The 17,325-nt window shown below is 47.9% G+C and carries 17 protein-coding genes, 1 other RNA gene and 1 pseudogene; 14 read left to right on the forward strand and 5 right to left on the reverse strand.

What is annotated here, in order from left to right; genetic code table 11:
• Positions 1-26 precede the first annotated feature (26 nt).
• A complete protein-coding gene (locus NV375_RS00890) occupies positions 27-779 on the reverse strand; it encodes a sulfite exporter TauE/SafE family protein (RefSeq protein ID WP_258806561.1) in 753 nt (250 codons plus the stop codon).
• Between the two features lie 166 nt (positions 780-945).
• Here NV375_RS00890 and NV375_RS00895 point away from each other — a divergent pair.
• Positions 946-1,581: pseudogene (locus NV375_RS00895) on the forward strand (MBL fold metallo-hydrolase); the annotation flags it as partial.
• Positions 1,582-1,872: 291 nt separating this feature from the next.
• Positions 1,873-2,502 carry a peroxiredoxin gene (locus tag NV375_RS00900; RefSeq protein ID WP_258806563.1) on the forward strand — a complete coding sequence of 210 codons (630 nt, stop codon included), beginning with the start codon at positions 1,873-1,875 and terminating at the stop codon, positions 2,500-2,502.
• A gap of 73 nt (positions 2,503-2,575) precedes the next feature.
• On the opposite strand, the gene fadE is transcribed toward NV375_RS00900, so the two are convergent.
• Positions 2,576-5,044: an acyl-CoA dehydrogenase FadE gene (fadE, locus tag NV375_RS00905; RefSeq protein WP_258806564.1), complete on the reverse strand. Its 2,469-nt coding sequence runs from the start codon at positions 5,042-5,044 to the stop codon at positions 2,576-2,578.
• 181 nt (positions 5,045-5,225) lie between these two features.
• On the opposite strand from fadE, the gene NV375_RS00910 reads away from it, so the two are divergent.
• Positions 5,226-5,939 (forward strand): DUF3108 domain-containing protein, encoded by a 714-nt coding sequence (locus NV375_RS00910; protein ID WP_258806565.1) that lies wholly within the window; start codon positions 5,226-5,228, stop codon positions 5,937-5,939.
• On the opposite strand, the gene purN is transcribed toward NV375_RS00910, so the two are convergent.
• Together purN and purM are read right to left on the reverse strand one after the other, a co-directional pair.
• Entirely contained in the window at positions 5,936-6,574 is a 639-nt protein-coding gene (purN, locus tag NV375_RS00915; protein WP_258806566.1) for a phosphoribosylglycinamide formyltransferase, read from the reverse strand. The genes NV375_RS00910 and purN overlap by 4 nt on opposite strands.
• Entirely contained in the window at positions 6,571-7,629 is a 1,059-nt protein-coding gene (gene purM / locus NV375_RS00920) for a phosphoribosylformylglycinamidine cyclo-ligase (RefSeq protein ID WP_258806567.1), read from the reverse strand. The genes purN and purM overlap by 4 nt, the downstream gene beginning before the upstream one ends.
• Positions 7,630-7,734: 105 nt before the next feature.
• Here purM and rimI point away from each other — a divergent pair, with 105 nt between their 5' ends.
• The 11 genes from rimI (at position 7,735) to NV375_RS00975 (ending at position 16,290) form a co-directional block, all read left to right on the forward strand.
• Positions 7,735-8,850 carry a ribosomal protein S18-alanine N-acetyltransferase gene (gene rimI / locus NV375_RS00925; RefSeq protein ID WP_258806568.1) on the forward strand — a complete coding sequence of 372 codons (1,116 nt, stop codon included), beginning with the start codon at positions 7,735-7,737 and terminating at the stop codon, positions 8,848-8,850.
• Between the two features lie 61 nt (positions 8,851-8,911).
• Positions 8,912-10,012, forward strand: coding sequence for an NADH:flavin oxidoreductase (locus tag NV375_RS00930; protein ID WP_258806569.1), 1,101 nt, complete (start codon positions 8,912-8,914; stop codon positions 10,010-10,012).
• 3 nt (positions 10,013-10,015) lie between these two features.
• Positions 10,016-10,828, forward strand: a complete 813-nt coding sequence (locus NV375_RS00935; protein WP_258806570.1) for a DUF817 domain-containing protein — start codon at positions 10,016-10,018, stop codon at positions 10,826-10,828.
• A complete protein-coding gene (locus NV375_RS00940) occupies positions 10,812-11,222 on the forward strand; it encodes a VOC family protein (protein ID WP_258806571.1) in 411 nt (136 codons plus the stop codon). The genes NV375_RS00935 and NV375_RS00940 overlap by 17 nt, the downstream gene beginning before the upstream one ends.
• Before the next feature lie 59 nt (positions 11,223-11,281).
• Positions 11,282-11,935, forward strand: a complete 654-nt coding sequence (elbB, locus tag NV375_RS00945; RefSeq protein WP_258806572.1) for an isoprenoid biosynthesis glyoxalase ElbB — start codon at positions 11,282-11,284, stop codon at positions 11,933-11,935.
• An 89-nt stretch (positions 11,936-12,024) separates the two neighbouring features.
• Positions 12,025-12,384, forward strand: a transfer-messenger RNA (tmRNA) gene (ssrA, locus tag NV375_RS00950).
• Between the two features lie 190 nt (positions 12,385-12,574).
• A complete protein-coding gene (locus NV375_RS00955; RefSeq protein WP_258806573.1) occupies positions 12,575-13,804 on the forward strand; it encodes a phage integrase central domain-containing protein in 1,230 nt (409 codons plus the stop codon).
• Entirely contained in the window at positions 13,797-14,531 is a 735-nt protein-coding gene (locus NV375_RS00960; RefSeq protein WP_258806574.1) for a hypothetical protein, read from the forward strand. Before NV375_RS00955 ends, NV375_RS00960 begins: the two co-directional genes overlap by 8 nt.
• A 160-nt stretch (positions 14,532-14,691) precedes the next feature.
• Positions 14,692-14,916: an AlpA family transcriptional regulator gene (locus NV375_RS00965; protein WP_258806575.1), complete on the forward strand. Its 225-nt coding sequence runs from the start codon at positions 14,692-14,694 to the stop codon at positions 14,914-14,916.
• Between the two features lie 119 nt (positions 14,917-15,035).
• Positions 15,036-15,278 carry a helix-turn-helix domain-containing protein gene (locus NV375_RS00970; RefSeq protein WP_258806576.1) on the forward strand — a complete coding sequence of 81 codons (243 nt, stop codon included), beginning with the start codon at positions 15,036-15,038 and terminating at the stop codon, positions 15,276-15,278.
• Complete coding sequence (locus tag NV375_RS00975) at positions 15,271-16,290, forward strand: AAA family ATPase (protein ID WP_258806577.1); 1,020 nt, start codon at positions 15,271-15,273, stop codon at positions 16,288-16,290. Before NV375_RS00970 ends, NV375_RS00975 begins: the two co-directional genes overlap by 8 nt.
• A gap of 502 nt (positions 16,291-16,792) precedes the next feature.
• Here the strand turns inward: NV375_RS00975 and NV375_RS00980 are convergent.
• Positions 16,793-17,068, reverse strand: a complete 276-nt coding sequence (locus NV375_RS00980; protein WP_258806578.1) for a helix-turn-helix transcriptional regulator — start codon at positions 17,066-17,068, stop codon at positions 16,793-16,795.
• Between the last annotated feature and the right edge of the window lie 257 nt (positions 17,069-17,325).

The following is a 17,325-nucleotide window of genomic DNA, read 5'->3' on the forward strand; positions in this document are numbered from 1 at the left end:
TTCGCTATTTGCTGTTTGTTGTTCGATTAAAGCACGGATTGAGTGAGTACAATCACGGCCATAATGATCAAGAAAACTGCGAAGCCTTTTTGTAACTTGTCACGCGGAAGTTTGGCGCTAATCCAAGCGCCGGCAAAGCTGCCAGCGATGCCCGCTATGGTAACAATGGCGATGGTGGTCCAGTCGAAAGCAAAGCCTTGATCGGTGAGTGCGGTGAAGTATTTGGCGAAGCCGACGAAGGATTTCAGCGCAATGATCATCAGGCTGGTGCCGATGGCAAGGAACATGGGTACGCCACCGAGCAGCACTAGAGCGGGGACAATCAGAAACCCGCCACCAACCCCCACGAAGCCAGTGATGGCACCAACGATTAAGCCATCTAGGGTAATTTTGACGACTTTCACTTGTTGAATCGTTTCACCTTGTGGCGCTTTGCGGCGCCACATCATAAAGGCCGCAATGACCATCAAAATAACGAATACGAGTAATTGTAGGCGCGGATCGACGGCGCTGCCCAACCAAGCGCCTAGGTAGGCGCCGAGCATGCCAGGCACACCGAACAGCCAGACGTGGCGCCATGATACGAGCTTTTTGCGGGTGGCGATGAGGCCGCCGAATAAGCTGATAAAGGCGACAATGATCAGCGACGAAGCGATGGCCATGTTGCCCGGCATATCGGCTAGGTACAGCAGCACTGGCACGGTAAGAATGGAACCACCTGAGCCAAACACACCAAGGCTGATGCCAATCAGAATTGCGCCTAAGATTGCTCCAATCATGCTGAATCTCTAATTCTTTAAGTTATCTAACTTATGCTAATTCGTTTTATACGCGAAAACTTAATCGCCGGATACGATTGCTATAATCGTTTTGGTTTTACTGTGTAAACCTTGAACAATGTTAGCTGATCTCTTAGTTTAGATAAATGCGAAATAAGGAGGTCACATGAAAAACATTGTACGTTATAGCCCTTCAACTGGGGCTGGCTCTCCTGATGTATGGGGGATCTACGAGGCCGATACGGGCTCGATTCAGTACATCGTAGCAGATCCTAAGTCGCGTGAAGCTGCACTTATTGACGTGGTGCAGAATTTTGATCCGCGTTCGGCGAAAACTGACTTTAGTAGTGCAGATCAGGTCTTAGAACTGGCCAAGGAAAACGATCTGAAAATCACTTGGGTGTTAGACACGCACCCGCACGCTGACCATTTGATGGCGTCATACTACTTGAAAGAGCAGACGGGGGCGCCGAATGCGATTGGTGAAAAGGTCTGTGATATAGCTGAATTGTGGAGCGACTACTATCATTTACCTAACGCTTTTGCGCCACGCGAAGATTTTGACTACCTGTTTGCTGAGGGGGATACCTTCAAAATAGGTGAGTTAGCTGTCGAGGTTTGGTTGTCACCTGGGCATACGCTGGGCTCGATTACTTATATTGTTGGCGACGCGGCATTTGTTCACGATACCTTTATGTATCCAGACAGTGGCACGTCACGAGCTGACTTCCCCGGTGGCTCTTCGAAAGAACTCTGGGACAGTTTGCAACGGATTCTCGCGCTACCTGATGAGACGCGTCTTTATGTCGGGCATGACTACGGTAAAAATGGTCGCGATCCTTCATGGGAAGCAACCGTAGCGCAACACAAAGCCAGTAATAGTCATTTGGCGGGAGATGTAAGTGAAGCTGCCTATCGAAAACAACGCGATGAGCGCGACGCGACGTTAGCGTTACCTGATCGCATGTTACACGCGCTGCAAGTGAACTTGCGCGCAGGAAAATTGCCTGAACCTGAAGCGGACGGCCATCGTTACTTTAAGATTCCGGCGAATAAATTTTAAAGACAGAAAAATACGAGAGAGGTATTAGAGATGGGATTACGTATTGGTGATACAGCGCCTAACTTCGAGATTGATACCACTGAAGGCAAGATCAATTTTCATGATTGGGCGAAAGGTTCTTGGGTGTTCTTTTTCAGCCATCCAGCTGATTATACGCCAGTTTGTACGACTGAAATGGGGCGTACCGCGCAACTTGCTGAGCAATTTGCTGCGCGTGGTGTGAAGCCGCTTGGTTTGTCGACCGATACTGTGGAAGAGCACAAAGGCTGGATGAATGACGTTAATGAAACGCAAAACACGAAAGTGGGTTTCCCAATCGTTGCGGATAAAGACAAAAAGGTCGCCGAGTTGTACGAAATGATTCATCCGGGCGAAAGCACAACAGCAGCGGTGCGTTCGGTCTTCATTATCGATCCGAATCAGAAAATTCGTTTAACCATGACTTATCCAATGAGCGTGGGCCGTAACTTTGCCGAGATTTTGCGGGTGATTGACGCTTTGCAAACTGGTGACAAACACGGTGTGGCGACACCAGCGGATTGGGAGCTTGGCGGTGACGTGATCATTCCACCAAGTGTTTCCATGGAGGAAGCCGAGAAGAAATTCCCGCAAGGCTTCAAAACCGTTAAGCCTTACTTGCGTTATACCAGTGTCAAGTAAGCTACCAGCAAGCATAAAAAAACGGCGCCCCAACGGCGCCGTTTTTTTGTTGAGTCGTGCAGCAAGTTAGCACTTACGCCGCGTCAGACTTCTTTCCTTGATTCTTTCCTTGGTTTTCTAAGGCCCATTCGCGAGCTGCTTTGCCGGCCATGAGATCTTCGTGAGCGAAGTCGTCAACGTTGATAACACGCAGACGGCCTTGTTCGGCACGCTCAAGTAGAGCAACTTCGTCATCACTCAGTACGCCCAGCTCTTTGCCTTGCGCGGCCACTTTGTCCAAGAAAATAAACGGGATGCGTTTATTCGCGGCGCGCTGAACACGATCATGCAAAGGCTCGGCTTCGATGATGTCGAGCAGGGTTTGCTCGAGGTAACCGAATTGACCTTCTGGCGCCAAGAACTGGCCAGCGCCAAGACGTTCGCGGCTCGCATTTGGCTTCAATAAGATCTTCGCTACTTTGCTGTCCAAGCGATCCGATGGGCGTTTCACGAAACGGCCGAGCGGGTACATGATGACGCGCATAGCTTTACCGACGAAACCGAAGTTGTCGAGCAATTCCAGCTGCGATTCTTGCAACTTGTGCAAGGTGTCTTGCATCGCCCAATGCAACAGCGGTAAGTCTTCGTGTTGACGGCCTTCGTCAGCGAAGCGCTTCAGCGTTGCCGAGCCAATGTACAAATAGCTCAACATGTCGCCTAAGCGTGCAGAAATACGCTGTTTACGCTTCAATGAGCCACCAAGTACGCCCATGGCAACATCCGACAACAATGCTAGGTTGGCACTGAAGCGGTTCATTTGCTGATAATACTGTTTGGTGCTGTCTTTGTATGGTGCGCTACTGAAGCGATAACCGCCAAGACCGAGCGCCAATGAGCGCACAAAGTTGCTCATGGCAAAGCCAATATGACCAAAGATAGCTTTGTCGAAGCGATTCAAGGCTTCAGAGCCTGATTCGGCTGACGCCAGCATTTCTTCGAGAACGTAAGGATGGCAGCGGATTGCGCCTTGACCGTAAATCATTAAGCTACGGGTAAGAATGTTCGCGCCTTCCACGGTAATAGCAACAGGTACGCCTTGGTAACCGCGGCCCAAGTAGTTATTAGGGCCTAAACAGATCCCTTTACCACCATGAATATCCATGGCGTCATCCATACAGGCACGGAGTTTTTCGGTCATGTGATATTTGGCAATCGCCGAAATCACTGATGGCTTTTCGCCTAAGTCGATGCCTTTGGTAGAGAAGCTGGTCACCGCATCCATCAGGTAAGCGTTGCCACCAATGCGGGCCATGGCTTCTTGTACGCCTTCCATCTTACCCACAGGGAGATTGAATTGACGACGAATGTACGAATAAGCACCGGTCGCTAAGGCAATCGATTTTACCCCACCCGCACTGTTCGATGGCAGGGTAATCGCCCGGCCAACCGACAAACACTCAACCAGCATACGCCAGCCTTTACCAGCCATGTCTTTACCACCGATGATGAAATCAAGTGGCACAAACACGTCTTCACCACGGATCGGGCCATTTTGAAATGGTACATTCAATGGGAAGTGACGACGACCAATCTCAACACCTTTAGTGTCGCGCGGAATGAGGGCAGCGGTAATGCCTAACGATTCTTTGTCGCCAATAAGGTGCTCGGGGTCGTACAATTTGAAGGCCAAACCAAGTACCGTGGCAACCGGGGCCAAGGTGATGTAACGCTTGTTGAAGTTTAAGCGGATACCCACAACTTCTTTGCCTTCCCATTCGCCTTTACAGATCACACCGGTGTCAGGAATCGAACCAGCATCTGAACCTGCTTCTGGGCTAGTTAAGGCAAAGCACGGTACTTCTTCACCGGTCGCGAGGCGTGGCAAGTAGTAGTCTTTCTGTTCCTTGGTACCATAGTGCTGTAATAGCTCGCCTGGGCCCAAAGAGTTAGGCACACCAACGGTGCTCGCCAAGATGGTGCTGACGCCCGCAAGCTTCTGCAATACGCGTGATTGCGCGTAAGCTGAGAATTCCAAGCCGCCATATTCTTTCTTGATAATCATGGCGAAGAATTTGTTGTCTTTCAGGTACTGCCATACCTCTTCTGGCATGTCCGCCAGCTCGTGGGTGGCTTCCCAATCATTGAGCATTTTGCAAACTTCCTCGACTGGACCGTCAAGGAAAGCTTGTTCTTCGCGGCTCAACTCAGCCTTTTGAATGCTGTGCAGATTCTTCCACTCAGGTGCACCACGGAAGAGTTCTCCCTCCCACCAGGTCGTGCCAGCGTCGATAGCGTCTTTCTCGGTTTCCGAGATCTCTGGCATGATTTTGCGATACATCGCCAACAGTGATTTACTAATAAATCCACGGCGTACGGCAGTGATGTTAAGCGGCACTAGAACAATCGCTAACAGTACCCACAGCACTGGACCGACGATGTCAAAGAAACTTCCAATCGCAAACATAGCGACTAAGCCAAGGCTGGTTACCAGCAGCGAACTGCGGTAATACAGTAAGCCACCAAATACTAGCAAGGTGGCAATGATCCATAAGGCGACACTCATAGTGATACTCCGTCGTTGTGGTTAGAGGTCTGACCAGTAAAGTTATGCATTGAGAGTAGTCAATTTGGGCGTCATTTTCAACCCTCATTGCACTTTTTCATGATGTTAAGGTCAGACCTTTCAAGTTAGTATAAATCCATACGTGGATGAACGTGCTGAAGATCGACGCACAGGAGTGAATATGAAACGTAGAGTCCCATTTTTGAGTCTGTCTTTGTTACTTGTGAGTAGCGTGGCTGTGGCTGTAGAAAAGCAACCAGAACTGAGCACTTACGATGCGCGATACGAGGTCCAGCGTGGTGGCTCGAATTATGGCGAAGCTTTGCGCACGTTGGTACGTGATGACAGTGGTCGCTATCAACTCGAAAATGAAACCGAGATCTCGTTTTTGTTCTTGTCCGATGTGCGGCGTTACGATTCTACCTTCGGCTTTAGCGACGGCAGGGTCGAACCGCAAACGTTTGCTTTCAAGCGTTCTGGAACTGGACGGAATAAGGGTATCCGCGTGCGTTTTGATACCGCGGCAAAGCAAGTGATCGATGTTGAGGCAGAAGCGCCGTTACCAGTAACGTGGCATGCTGGCCTGCTGGATGAAGCAAGTATGTTGGAACAGCTGCGTTATGAGCTGCAGCATACGGACGCACAAGATTTTAGCTTTCAAATTATTGATGACAAAGGGAGTAATGACTTGCAGAAGTTTCGCCGCGGAGCAATCGAGCAATTGAGCTTGCCCTATGGCGACATTGCAGCATTAAAGGTTGAACGCGTACGTGAATCCAAAAAACGTGAAACGATATATTGGTTTGCGCCAGAACTGGATTATGTGCTGGTGAAAATGCAGCAACGCAAAGAGGGTGATGAAGTCGCCACCCTCTTATTGCAGCAGTTGGATTAGTCGGCTGCGTAACCTTGCGGGCCGAGTAAGGTGCCATCAAGTTCTGCACCTTTATCGGTCAGCTTCAGCCGACCTGAGCACAACCATTGTACCACTAACGGGTAGATGCGGTGCTCTTGCGCATGTACCCGTTGTTGCAGGTCACTTACTTCATCGCCTTCGAAAACGGGCACGCGCGCTTGCAGAATAACCGGCCCACCATCGAGCTCCTCGGTGACAAAATGCACCGATACACCATGTTCTTTGTCACCGTTATCGAGCGCACGCTGGTGCGTGTTGATGCCACGGTATTTCGGTAGCAGCGACGGGTGAATATTGAGCATGCGGCCATGATAATGCTTGGTAAACTCGGCGGTTAGGATGCGCATAAAGCCAGCCAGCACTACAATGTCAGGTTTGAAGCTGTCGATCAGTTGTTGCAGTTCGGCATCGTAGGCTTCACGTGTGTCGTAGTCTTTATGGGATAAAACTGCTGAAGCGATACCCGCAGCTGCGGCTTTTTCAAGGCCGCCAACATCGGCTTTGTTGCTGATGACGCCAACAACCTCGCCATCAATACGCTGTTGCGCGCAGGCCTCAACGATAGCCTGCATATTGGTGCCAGAACCACTAATTAAGACAACGATGCGCTTCATTCGGTGATTTCAACCTGTGCTTCGTCACCGTGTCGAGCCGCAACATGGCCAATCACCCAAGCATCTTCGCCTTGCGCCCGCAGCTCTTCGACAATGGCTTCAGCTTCGGACTGACGTACTGCCATAATTAAGCCCACACCACAGTTGAAAGTTCGATACATTTCTTTGGTGGTGACGTTGCCATGGTGCTGGAGCCAATTAAAGACTTCTGGCCATTCCCAACTACTATCATCAATCATTGCTTTCGCATCGTCAGGCAATACGCGCGGGATATTTTCCCAGAAACCACCACCGGTGATGTGCGAGATAGCGTGTACGCTATGTTGCTCAAGCACTTTCAGCACTGACTTCACGTAAATACGCGTCGGTGCCATTAAGTGTTCAGCTAACGGCTTGCCCGCCAGCTGCTCGTTGGCAACATCGGTGCCGCTGACTTCGATGATTTTACGAATGAGCGAGTAGCCGTTGGAGTGTGGACCGCTTGATGCTAGTGCAATTAAGGCGTCGCCGGGAGCGACTTTACTGCCGTCGATGATGTCAGCTTTCTCGACGACGCCAACACAGAAACCGGCGATGTCATAATCGCCTTGTTCGTACATGCCCGGCATTTCGGCAGTTTCACCGCCAATCAAAGCGCAGCCAGCTTGCACACAACCTTCGCCAATCCCTGTTACCACATCTGCAGCAACGTCAACATCAAGCTTAGCGGTGGCGTAGTAGTCAAGGAAGAAAAGTGGCTCAGCTCCCTGCACGATAAGGTCATTCACGCACATCGCAACCAAGTCGATACCGACGGTATCGTGTTTACCAAGGTCGATAGCCAGTCGTAGTTTGGTACCGACGCCATCGGTTCCCGATACGAGTACCGGCTGCTTATACTTGGTAGGGAGTTCACATAAGGCGCCAAAACCACCAATTGAGCCCATGACTTCTGGGCGCGCAGTGCGCTTGGTAACACCTTTAATACGGTCGACTAAAGCATTACCTGCATCGATATCAACGCCGGCGTCTTTGTAGCTCAAAGAAGGTTTTTGATCGCTTTTTTGATCACTCACGGAAAGGTCCTCAGCTGGTGCAAAAAATTTGCGCGCTAGTTTAGCACTTTCTGCGCATAACTGCGATATACTAGGCGCGTATTTCCACTTCACGATGTACAACCTATGCATAGTCAGCTTTTTCGTGCCCAACGCCAACACCTTGATGCTCTTGAGCGTATCGAGCAAGCGAGCTTTGCCACCGATCGCATCAGTCGTCGCAGTTTCCGTCGTTTTATCGACCAAGGTATTGGTGACTTTCAAGTATTAGCCATAGCGGGTGAGGTTGTCGGTTACTACATTGTGCTGTATCGCCAAGCCACGCAATTAGCGCGTTTATACTCGTTGGCTATTGACCCCGCTTATCGGCGTCGTGGCTATGGTCGACAATTACTGAATGCCGCCGAACATGACGCTGATGAGCGTCATTGCTTGTTCATGCGTCTTGAAGTCAAAACCGACAACGAAGCTGCGCTGGCGCTATACCATAGCGCTGGTTACTACGATATGGAAATTCGCCCCGAATATTATGAGGACGATGCCGATGCAGTGGTATTGCAAAAGCTCTTGCCGCGGTTTGAGCCGCCAGCAGGCCAAAATGGTGAACAACGTTTAGTACCGTATCGAACCCAAACGACGGATTTTACCTGCGGCCCAGCAAGCTTGCTGATGGCCATGGCGTTTTTTGATATTCCTTCGACTGATCCAGAGCATGAGGAGTTGGAGATCTGGCGCGAAGCAACTACGATTTTCATGACTTCTGGGCACGGTGGTTGTGGTCCTCATGGGCTTGCCCGCGCAGCGTTACGTCGTGGCATGCAGGTAACTTTGCATGTCAGTCATGATGGTCCGGTGTTGTTGGACTCGGTGCGTAGCGCGGAAAAGAAAAACATCATGGCACGCATTCAAGAAAGTGACATTGCGGCCTTGCGAGCAGCCCGCGTACCTATTGTGGTAGGTGACTACAGTTTGGCGCAGTTAATGGAAGATCTTGCGGCAGGTAAAGTCGTGGTTGCGCTCATTAGCACCTATGTGTTCGATGAGAGCAAAGCGCCGCACTGGGTGGTGATCTGTGCTGCTGACGAAAACTACATCTACATCAATGATCCAGACCAAGACTCGTTGCCGTGGCAGTCGCCCGCTGAGCGCCAATATTTACCGATCCCGCTAGCGACCTTCCGGCGCGCGTTTGGTTTTGGGCGGCGAAAACAAAAAGCCGCGCTCGTTCTGAACCGTGCTTGATCAAAAAGCGTAACTCACTTAGCGTACAGTTATGATAAAACTTTCCTAAGTTGAGGATGTTATGTTTGATTCAGAGTTTTCGAGTATTGAATTCGCCGGTATGAAGCTTGCCAACCGTTTTGCCTTGGCGCCGATGACACGGGTCAGTGCGCAGGCAAATGGCCGCGCTAACGAGCTGATGGTGGAGCATTACAAGCGCTACGCCGAAGGCGGCTTTGCGCTCATTATTACGGAAGGAATTTACCCTGATCAAGACGCGAGCCAAGGCTATGAGAACCAGCCTGGCCTTGCGGATGCATTGCAAGTCGAGTCGTGGGTGCCGGTGATTAAGGCAGTGCATGGCGCAGGTGCGAAGATCATTGCGCAGCTCATGCATGCCGGTGCGCAGATGCAATATAACCGTTTCGATAAACAACCGCTGGGTGTGACTGCACAGAAACCTGTGGGCAAGCCGTTGGGCCTTTATGGCGACCAAGAAGCGTGGCTCGAGCCAAAAGTAATGGACGAAAGTGACTTTGAGCGGGTTCTTAATGGCTTCTTGCATGGTATTCGTGGCGCCGTTGAAGCTGGCTTCGACGGTGTGGAGTTACACGGCGCCAATGGCTATCTGCTCAATGAAGTTTTAAGCACGCACTTCAACACCCGTGACGACAAGTGGGGCGGCGACATGCAACGCCGTGCACAGTTTGTCATCGACGTGGTAAAAGCTGCCCGTGAAATGGTTGCGGATGATTTTGTCTTGGGTATTCGCTTGTCACAAATCACCATTACCGACCCAGATTATCAATGGCCGGAAGGCGAAGAGGGCTTTAATTGGCTGGTACAAGTGCTTGCCGAAGCTGGGATTGATTATATTCATACCACTGATAACGATGCCAATCGTCCGGCTTTAAAAGGTGGCGCGCGTTCGTTAGCTGAAGTGGTACGTGATGCTGGCATTCCGTTGATCGTGAATGGCGGTATTGATGGCACCAACTACGCTAAAATTGCAGCACATTATCCAGGCTCGCTGTTGGCGCTTGGTAAAGCTGCGTTGGCTGATCCCCAGTTCGTCGGTAAAGTGAAAGAAGGTGATAAACCTGATGCACTGGATTTTGCGATGCTACAACCGATTGCCAATGTGGAAAACGAAATGCGCTGGCGCGCTGAGCAAGAAGATTAAAATGTGAAGACTTTTATCATTGAGTTTTGGCGATTTGGCTTAAAACAAGCTAACGCTTGCATGTTCGGCGGGTTTTTACTCGCCGTCATGTTGATCACCCGCTATTGGTATCCCATTGAAGGGTTACACCGCTACGATTTTATCTTTTTAGCGGCAATCGCTTTCCAAGTTTTCTTATTGGCTTTCAAGCTTGAAACCCTCCGCGAAGCCTTCGTTATTATCGTCTTTCACATAGTCGCCACGGTGATGGAGTTGTTTAAGACTTCGGATGCCATTGGCGCCTGGGTTTATCCCGAAGCCTACGTGTTCGGCATCGCCAATGTACCGCTGTTTACTGGCTTTATGTATAGTGCCGTTGGGAGCTATTTAGCGCGGGTCTGGCGCTTGTTCGACTTTCAGTATTCTTATTATCCACCAAAATGGGCGACGGTAATATTGGTGACGTTGGTCTACATTAATTTCTTCAGTCATCATTTTATTTGGGACATCCGCTGGGTTTTGTTAGCGGCGACACTGCTGATGTTCTATCGCACGACAATTTATTTCAAAGTGATTTCCAAGCATCGCAGTATGCCGTTGTTGGTGGGCTGGTTCTTAGTGGCGATGTTTATTTGGTTTGCCGAAAACATCGCGACCTTTGCGAACATTTGGATTTATCCTAATCAGAGCAATGGCTGGGAAATGGTGCCATTGGCGAAGTTAAGCTCTTGGTTCTTGCTGATGTTACTGAGCTTTGTACTGGTAACCTTGATTAAAGACATCAAAGTGCGCAGGCAAACGCCGCAACAGGAGTCTGCTCATGCAACCCCGGATTAGCTATATCACCTTAGGCGTAGATGATCTCGAGCGCTCCGTGGCGTTTTACCGCGACGTACTCGGCTTACCCACCGAAGGGATTATCGGCGAAGCGTTTGAACATGGCGCCGTGGCGTTCTTTAAAATGGCTGGCGGCTTAACCTTTGCCTTGTGGCCGCGGGAGAGCATTGCTGCTGACTGTGGTGTCGCCGTTGGTACCCCAGACTCAACAGCCTTAATGCTGGCACACAACGTTGGCAGTACTGAAGAAGTCGATGTGCTTATGGCGTCACTGCCCGATGAGGCGGTGGTAAAGCCCGCTCGCAAGTTGTTCTGGGGTGGTTACGGGGGTGTTTTTACCGATCCCGACGGGCACTTATGGGAAGTGGTGTTTAACCCTAAACATACGGCTTGAAATTATCGTTTCCGCCACCATATTTAAGGTTAAGCAAGCAAGAAAAGGATGATTTAAGCATGAAAAAAGTAGCAGTATTACTCTCAGGTTCTGGCGTTTTCGACGGCGCCGAAGTCAATGAAGCGGTACTGACGCTTTTGCACATTAGTAAGCAGGGAGCGAGCTACCAATGCTTCGCTCCAGATGTTGACCAGTTGCACGTGGTAAATCACTTAAGCGGCGACGTGAGTGAAGAAAAACGCAACGTGCTGGTCGAGTCTGCACGCATTGCACGCGGCGAAGTAAAGCCATTAAGTGAACTCGATGCCGCCGAATTTGATGCCTTGATTCTGCCGGGTGGTTTCGGTGTGGCGAAGAACTTCTGTGATTTTGCCGTGAACGGCGCCGATATGACGGTGAACGAGCAAGTACTAGCGGTGGGTAAAGCCTTTGTTGAGGCACGTAAACCCGCAGGGTACATGTGTATTGCTCCGGTGTTACTACCGCACATTTATGGCGAAGGCGTACGCGCAACCATTGGCTTTGACGAAGACGTCGCGAGCGCGATCGAGAACATGGGCGGCAAACACGTGGAATGCCCAGTAGATGACATCGTCGTCGATGACGCTAACCGCTTGGTGACCACGCCCGCTTATATGCTGGCTACTAATTTAGTCGATGCCGAGAAGGGCATTAGCAAGCTGGTTGAGAAAGTGCTTTATATGGCATCATGAGTGGTTATAAATTCGGCGCTTGTGTGCGGAACTTCTAGCACTCAAGCGCGGTCTTAGGTATAGTAAGCACGTTGTAGAAAGAAAACCCTGGGGCTGATTTGGATTCGACGGGATACACGAAACCCAAGGTGCATGCCGAGGTGAGGCTGGCCTCGTAAAAAGCCTCAACTTAATAGTTGCAAACGACGACAACTACGCTTTAGCGGCTTAATAACCCGCTGAGTCCGACCCCTAGCGCTTTGTCTGTGAGACTAGGATCAGTCGGTTCACCCCAAAGCAGACTCGCGTGGAGGCTTCGCCCGTAGCCAAAGCGTTAAAACCAATCGGGATCGTCACCTTAAGTAGCCTGTCTGTCGGCGACTTGGTGATTAACTAAAAGACTGACTAAGCATGTAGGACCGAGGATGTAGGTATTACGGACGCGGGTTCAACTCCCGCCAGCTCCACCAAATTAAAATCCATATTGTCCGATATGGTCTCTAAACCCAGATAAATGCTGGGTTTTTTATTGTCTGTCTTTCCATATTGTCCTATTCTGTCTCTGGGGGTACTCCCTATTTTGGGGGTTCTTATAGGGGTATGCAGCCACCTTTTCTGAAAGATACCCCCACATGTACGCAGAAGCTAAGAGACGCCATTATGAAACTTACCGCGAAGCAAGTAGACGCAGCGAAACCTAAGGACAAAGACTATAAACTCTTTGACGGTCAGGGGCTTTACTTATTGGTTAAGAAGGCCAAGTACACTGATAAACCAATGAAGAAAGCTGATGAACAGAAGTATTGGCGGCTCAAGTATCGTATAAATGGTAAAGAGAAAATGCTTGCTATTGGTGTCTATCCCCAAGTTTCGTTATCTCAAGCTCGGGAGGCAGCACGAATAGCTAAAGAGAAGATTGCTCAAGGGATTGACCCCTCTCAAGAAAAGAAACTCAATAAACTTCAGTCTGTTCTTTCAAATGACAACACTTTTGGAAGTATTGCTGATGAGTATGTAGAGCAAAAGATGCAAGGCATGAGTAAAGTGCATCTTGACCGTACTAAAAGAGCTATTAACAGAGACTTGAAACCATACTTAGGAAAGCGTGCTATAGGTGAAATAACTCCGGTAGAACTACTTAGCGTTTTAAGAAAGGTTGAAGCTCGTGGAGCTGTAGAAACAGCGCATAGAATCAAACAGTTAGTAGGACAAATCTATCGTTATGCTATTGCAACTGGAAGAGCTGAAAGAGATATTGCAGCAGACCTCAAAGGAGCTCTAAGACCCCCAGAGAAAACCCACCTTGCTGCAATAGTTGAGCCTAAAGAGGTAGGTAAACTGTTGTTAGCAATTGATGAGTATAGGGGAACCCCGGTTGTTATGGCTGCTTTGAAGCTTTCACCTTTGCTTTTTTGCAGACCGGGTGAGTTAAGGCATCTTGAATGGAGTGAAGTCAACTTTGAAGCAAAACGAATTGAGCTACCTGCCGAGAAAATGAAAATCAAGGAACCTTTGATCATTCCATTATCCAGACAAGCTATACAGATACTCCAAGATCTCAAGCCACTAACATCTAATAGTAAGTATGTTTTCCCGTCAGCTAGGGGAAGAACACGCCCAATGTCAGATAATGCAGTTAGAACAGCTTTGAGAAGTTTAGGTTACGATAACGAGACGATGACTGCTCATGGTTTTCGTGCAATGGCTAGAACTCTTTTAGATGAAGAGCTCGACTATCGAATTGAGTATATCGAACAGCAGTTAGGTCATGCTGTGAGAGACCACAATGGTCGTGCTTACAATCGAACGAAGCACCTGACGCAGAGAACAAAAATGATGCAGGATTGGGCTGATTATTTAACTCGACTGAGAGTAAGTGCGTATGAATAGGACAGATAGATACTTCGCAACATTGGTAGCTGAACTAGCTGAAAGAAGCGATATAGTAAGTGCTACTCATCTAGCGATTGAAAAGTTAAAGGCAAATGAAAGTCTGGTTTCATTCAGGTTGGAACGAGATATTGATGCAGTTCATGACGGTGAGACGATGAATAGCCGATTGGTTGAATTCAGTAAAAACAGTACATTATTTTTTGATTTTGGTATGTGTGATTATGAAATTAGCGATACATGCTTAAGGATTGACTCGTTCTTAGATGCCAATGGCAAACTATTTAATGTAGCCGTAAAAGGACCATCTATTTTTGGAGAAACAGATGTGGAGGTGGTGAAATCCACATACGATATCGGTCTCCTAGCCTCTCAAGTAGTCATTTTAGGGAGCGACTATGAAGGTAACAATGTTACAGGAAGAGATTTTTCTTCATTGAGCACGACACAACAAAGAAGAGTGAAATTCTTTCAGTGGCTGAAAGAAAAGGCCATCACGTTGGGCCTTCCAGAAAATGCTAAAGTTATGGAAGTGCATAAAGCTATCACTTCTGCCATAGGTTATGAGCCTTCATATGGTTGGTACATGCGTGAATTGGCAAAATTTGATTGTGAACTGTTTCCTAAGAATTACACAGAGCCTAGAAGCATATTCAAGAGATCTGTTCCAGAGTTAAAACCTACCTCTGGCGCAAGAAAGTTTGAATTTGCCGATAAGGCTAACTAGCTCAGATCTTTCAACATTGTCTTTTTAACATATCGACCCCGGCCAGACGGGGCAATTCTTTATGGCCGGTTTGGCCAGTGGTTTAGTGTTCTCCTCCAAGTATAAACTCCGAAACGTCCATCACGAACAATACCGTTCGCTGGTTACTTTGGAGACATTTATGGAAAACTTAAATCAAGCAGAATCGCGCCCCAATCGTATTCTCCGAATACATGAGGTAGTCGAGAGAACCGGATTATCAAAGTCCTATGTTTATGCACTCTCAGCCAAAGGGAAGTTCCCGAAACGTATCATTTTGGTAAAGGGAGGGAAGGCTGTTGGCTGGTCCGAGAGAGAAATAGAACAGTGGATCTCAAGCAGGATAGAAGAGATTGTAGAAATGTAAAAACCCTCAAAGCCAATCCATGCTGAGAGGGTTTTTAACGGGCTAACACCGTTAGTATAATCAATTCAGCTTTATTGGCAAATGTTAAAAAATCTCAAGTTAATATTCAGGAGATTCCAATGAAGCAAAAGAAAATACAAAAGACACAGCTAACTATGGCTATTGAGTTGCTAGGAAGTGGAGAAAGCGTCTCAACCCTAGAATTCAGAGAGCGCGGAATAATGAATCCGGCAAGAGTTATTGAACGGTTAAAACAAAGAGGAGCTGTCGTTACAACACGTCGCGAAAATCAGACGGATTCCATGGGGAGAGTTCACTCTCGAGTTGCTGTTTATCGTCTTGAGGGCTGGACAAATGACTGATGCAATAATTCCGGATATTCAACAAGATTGGTTTAGCGCATACGAGTTGACACAGAGCGAGCTTGACAAACTAACAGAGCCAAACTGGATTATACCGAATTTGTTGATTGAAACTCATACTTTGGTGATTCCGGCAGAAGCAGGAGCTGGTAAGACAACTCTCTTTATGCATCTGTCGGCTGTTATGGCGAGCAAAAACTATAGGGTTTTATATATCAACGATGACATTTCAGCGGCTGACGCCAAAAGTGCGGTTGCTCAAGCACAAACAGGAGGGTTTAATCTCCTGCTTCCCGGGATAAAAAAGGGAACCTCCGCCGAACAGATTTTGTTCGACTTGGAGCGTCTTACCTTGAGCGATCATGATTTAACTGGATGTGTTTTTGTTTTCGATACAATAAAGAAGTTCGCTAATATGCTCGACAAAACCTCAATCAAAAATATATTCAAGTTGTTTCGGAAGCTGAACGGGATGAATGCCACTGTGGTTGCGCTGGCGCATACGAATAAGTATACGGTAGGCGACTCAGAGTTAGTCTTTGAGGGAGTCGGAGATCTTAAAGCTGACTGTGACGAAATGATATATCTTCGTTCACATAAGGACCCAGTGAAAGAGGAGATCATTATCACCACTGAGATTGAGAAAGCTCGCGGTCAGTTTAAGCCCTTGTCGTTTGAAATCGATAAACATAGGTCTGTTAGCCAGTTACACGAGCCCCTTGATCTGGAAGCACTTGAAAAACAACAGCAGGCTATCGCAAAAGACCAGCAGACGCTTCGGGCGGTAGGAAAGTATCTATCTACTCACTCCGGTGCGAATCAAAAGCAGATCTTGTCTGCTGTCCAGAGCTCTCAGCACTCAGAAAGAACTCTAAAACGTGTTTTAAAAGCATATAGTGATATGGCACATACGGACTTGCCAAATTTTTGGGAAACTAAAAGAGGGCAAGGAAAAGAGGTATTGTATTTTCCAACTCATGAGTTAGAAGATTTTCTCGCTCCCCCCTCATAAGAAGTTGTCATTTACGTCATTTACGACTTTTTAAACTCAGGTCGTAAATGACAAAAATGACGTAAAAGGCGGGGAGCGGATTAGTGAAGCTAGTCTTGTTCACTTGGTATAGTATGAGCTCGTTGGTTCTTCCTTCTAAAAGGATTTTGACTTAAAAGCCCACCCTCGATACTGGCTCTTCGCTGTTCGCTTCGCTCACGACTCAGAGATATCGTGGGCGGGCTTTTCTTCATGTTATACGGATACAAAGCCGATAACTACTAAAAGACCAATCTGACTAACCCAGAAGATAAAATTCTTCGCTGATTCAAGTTGTTGACCATTTAGAGACATTTGCTTAAACCTCAATGCTAGCGAGATTGAGCGATAACCTTAATAGCTCCCAAACCAATAGGACTAATATGAATTGTATATGATACAAAAACTTCAGTTTACTCAATTCTAAGAGGCCCTTAAAACGGGCGAAGCTACTCAGTCTAGCCTCGATTCTAACAAACATAAACTAACGCCGTAGAAGCTCTCTAAGCTCTTCCTTTTTAGCTTTATAGTTCTTGCTGGTTTTGTAAGTTCTCGAAAAGCTTTTGTCATAGAGGTTTGGGAAGACCTCATGTATCGGTCGCTCTAAAATACGGCAAATACAGTCTGCGATAAGGAGCGAAGTCGCTGACCCATTTACCACCTTCGAAACCATGCTAGGGGACTTACCAAGTACATCAGCAATCATGGTTAAAGAAAAACCTTTTTTGATAATTTCCTTTTTTATTGCATCAGGAGTCATTGTCATCTCTTTGGTAGTGGCTGCGCTTATACAGAATTCTCTCACATGAGTATGAGTGTTGTACTGTACCTTTTACAAGAAAAATCAAAGGCTCCCCCCGGCCTAAAGATCTGCAACCAAATTGAAAACTAGGTCCCCCCTTCCTAAAAGCTAGTCTGATGGATTGAATCTCTAACACGTTTGACGTTGATTCAAACAACCTCCAAAACTAAGGAAACTTGCTTATGATAAAGATCTTAGGAGTTCTAAGGTATTAA

The organism is Pseudidiomarina sp. CB1 (genome assembly GCF_024752025.1).
GTDB lineage: Bacteria > Pseudomonadota > Gammaproteobacteria > Enterobacterales > Alteromonadaceae > Pseudidiomarina.

Bases quoted from the DNA above. Each gene is read 5' to 3' on its own strand.
- NV375_RS00890 (WP_258806561.1), bottom strand. From the start codon at position 779: ATGATTGGAGCAATCTTAGGCGCAATTCTGATTGGCATCAGCCTTGGT.
- NV375_RS00980 (WP_258806578.1), bottom strand. From the start codon at position 17,068: ATGACTCCTGATGCAATAAAAAAGGAAATTATCAAAAAAGGTTTTTCT.
- NV375_RS00965 (WP_258806575.1), top strand. From the start codon at position 14,692: ATGGAAAACTTAAATCAAGCAGAATCGCGCCCCAATCGTATTCTCCGA.
- NV375_RS00910 (WP_258806565.1), top strand. From the start codon at position 5,226: ATGAAACGTAGAGTCCCATTTTTGAGTCTGTCTTTGTTACTTGTGAGT.
- purN (WP_258806566.1), bottom strand. From the start codon at position 6,574: ATGAAGCGCATCGTTGTCTTAATTAGTGGTTCTGGCACCAATATGCAG.
- NV375_RS00930 (WP_258806569.1), top strand. From the start codon at position 8,912: ATGTTTGATTCAGAGTTTTCGAGTATTGAATTCGCCGGTATGAAGCTT.
- fadE (WP_258806564.1), bottom strand. From the start codon at position 5,044: ATGAGTGTCGCCTTATGGATCATTGCCACCTTGCTAGTATTTGGTGGC.
- NV375_RS00900 (WP_258806563.1), top strand. From the start codon at position 1,873: ATGGGATTACGTATTGGTGATACAGCGCCTAACTTCGAGATTGATACC.
- NV375_RS00960 (WP_258806574.1), top strand. From the start codon at position 13,797: ATGAATAGGACAGATAGATACTTCGCAACATTGGTAGCTGAACTAGCT.
- NV375_RS00955 (WP_258806573.1), top strand. From the start codon at position 12,575: ATGAAACTTACCGCGAAGCAAGTAGACGCAGCGAAACCTAAGGACAAA.
- NV375_RS00970 (WP_258806576.1), top strand. From the start codon at position 15,036: ATGAAGCAAAAGAAAATACAAAAGACACAGCTAACTATGGCTATTGAG.
- NV375_RS00940 (WP_258806571.1), top strand. From the start codon at position 10,812: ATGCAACCCCGGATTAGCTATATCACCTTAGGCGTAGATGATCTCGAG.
- elbB (WP_258806572.1), top strand. From the start codon at position 11,282: ATGAAAAAAGTAGCAGTATTACTCTCAGGTTCTGGCGTTTTCGACGGC.
- NV375_RS00975 (WP_258806577.1), top strand. From the start codon at position 15,271: ATGACTGATGCAATAATTCCGGATATTCAACAAGATTGGTTTAGCGCA.
- rimI (WP_258806568.1), top strand. From the start codon at position 7,735: ATGCATAGTCAGCTTTTTCGTGCCCAACGCCAACACCTTGATGCTCTT.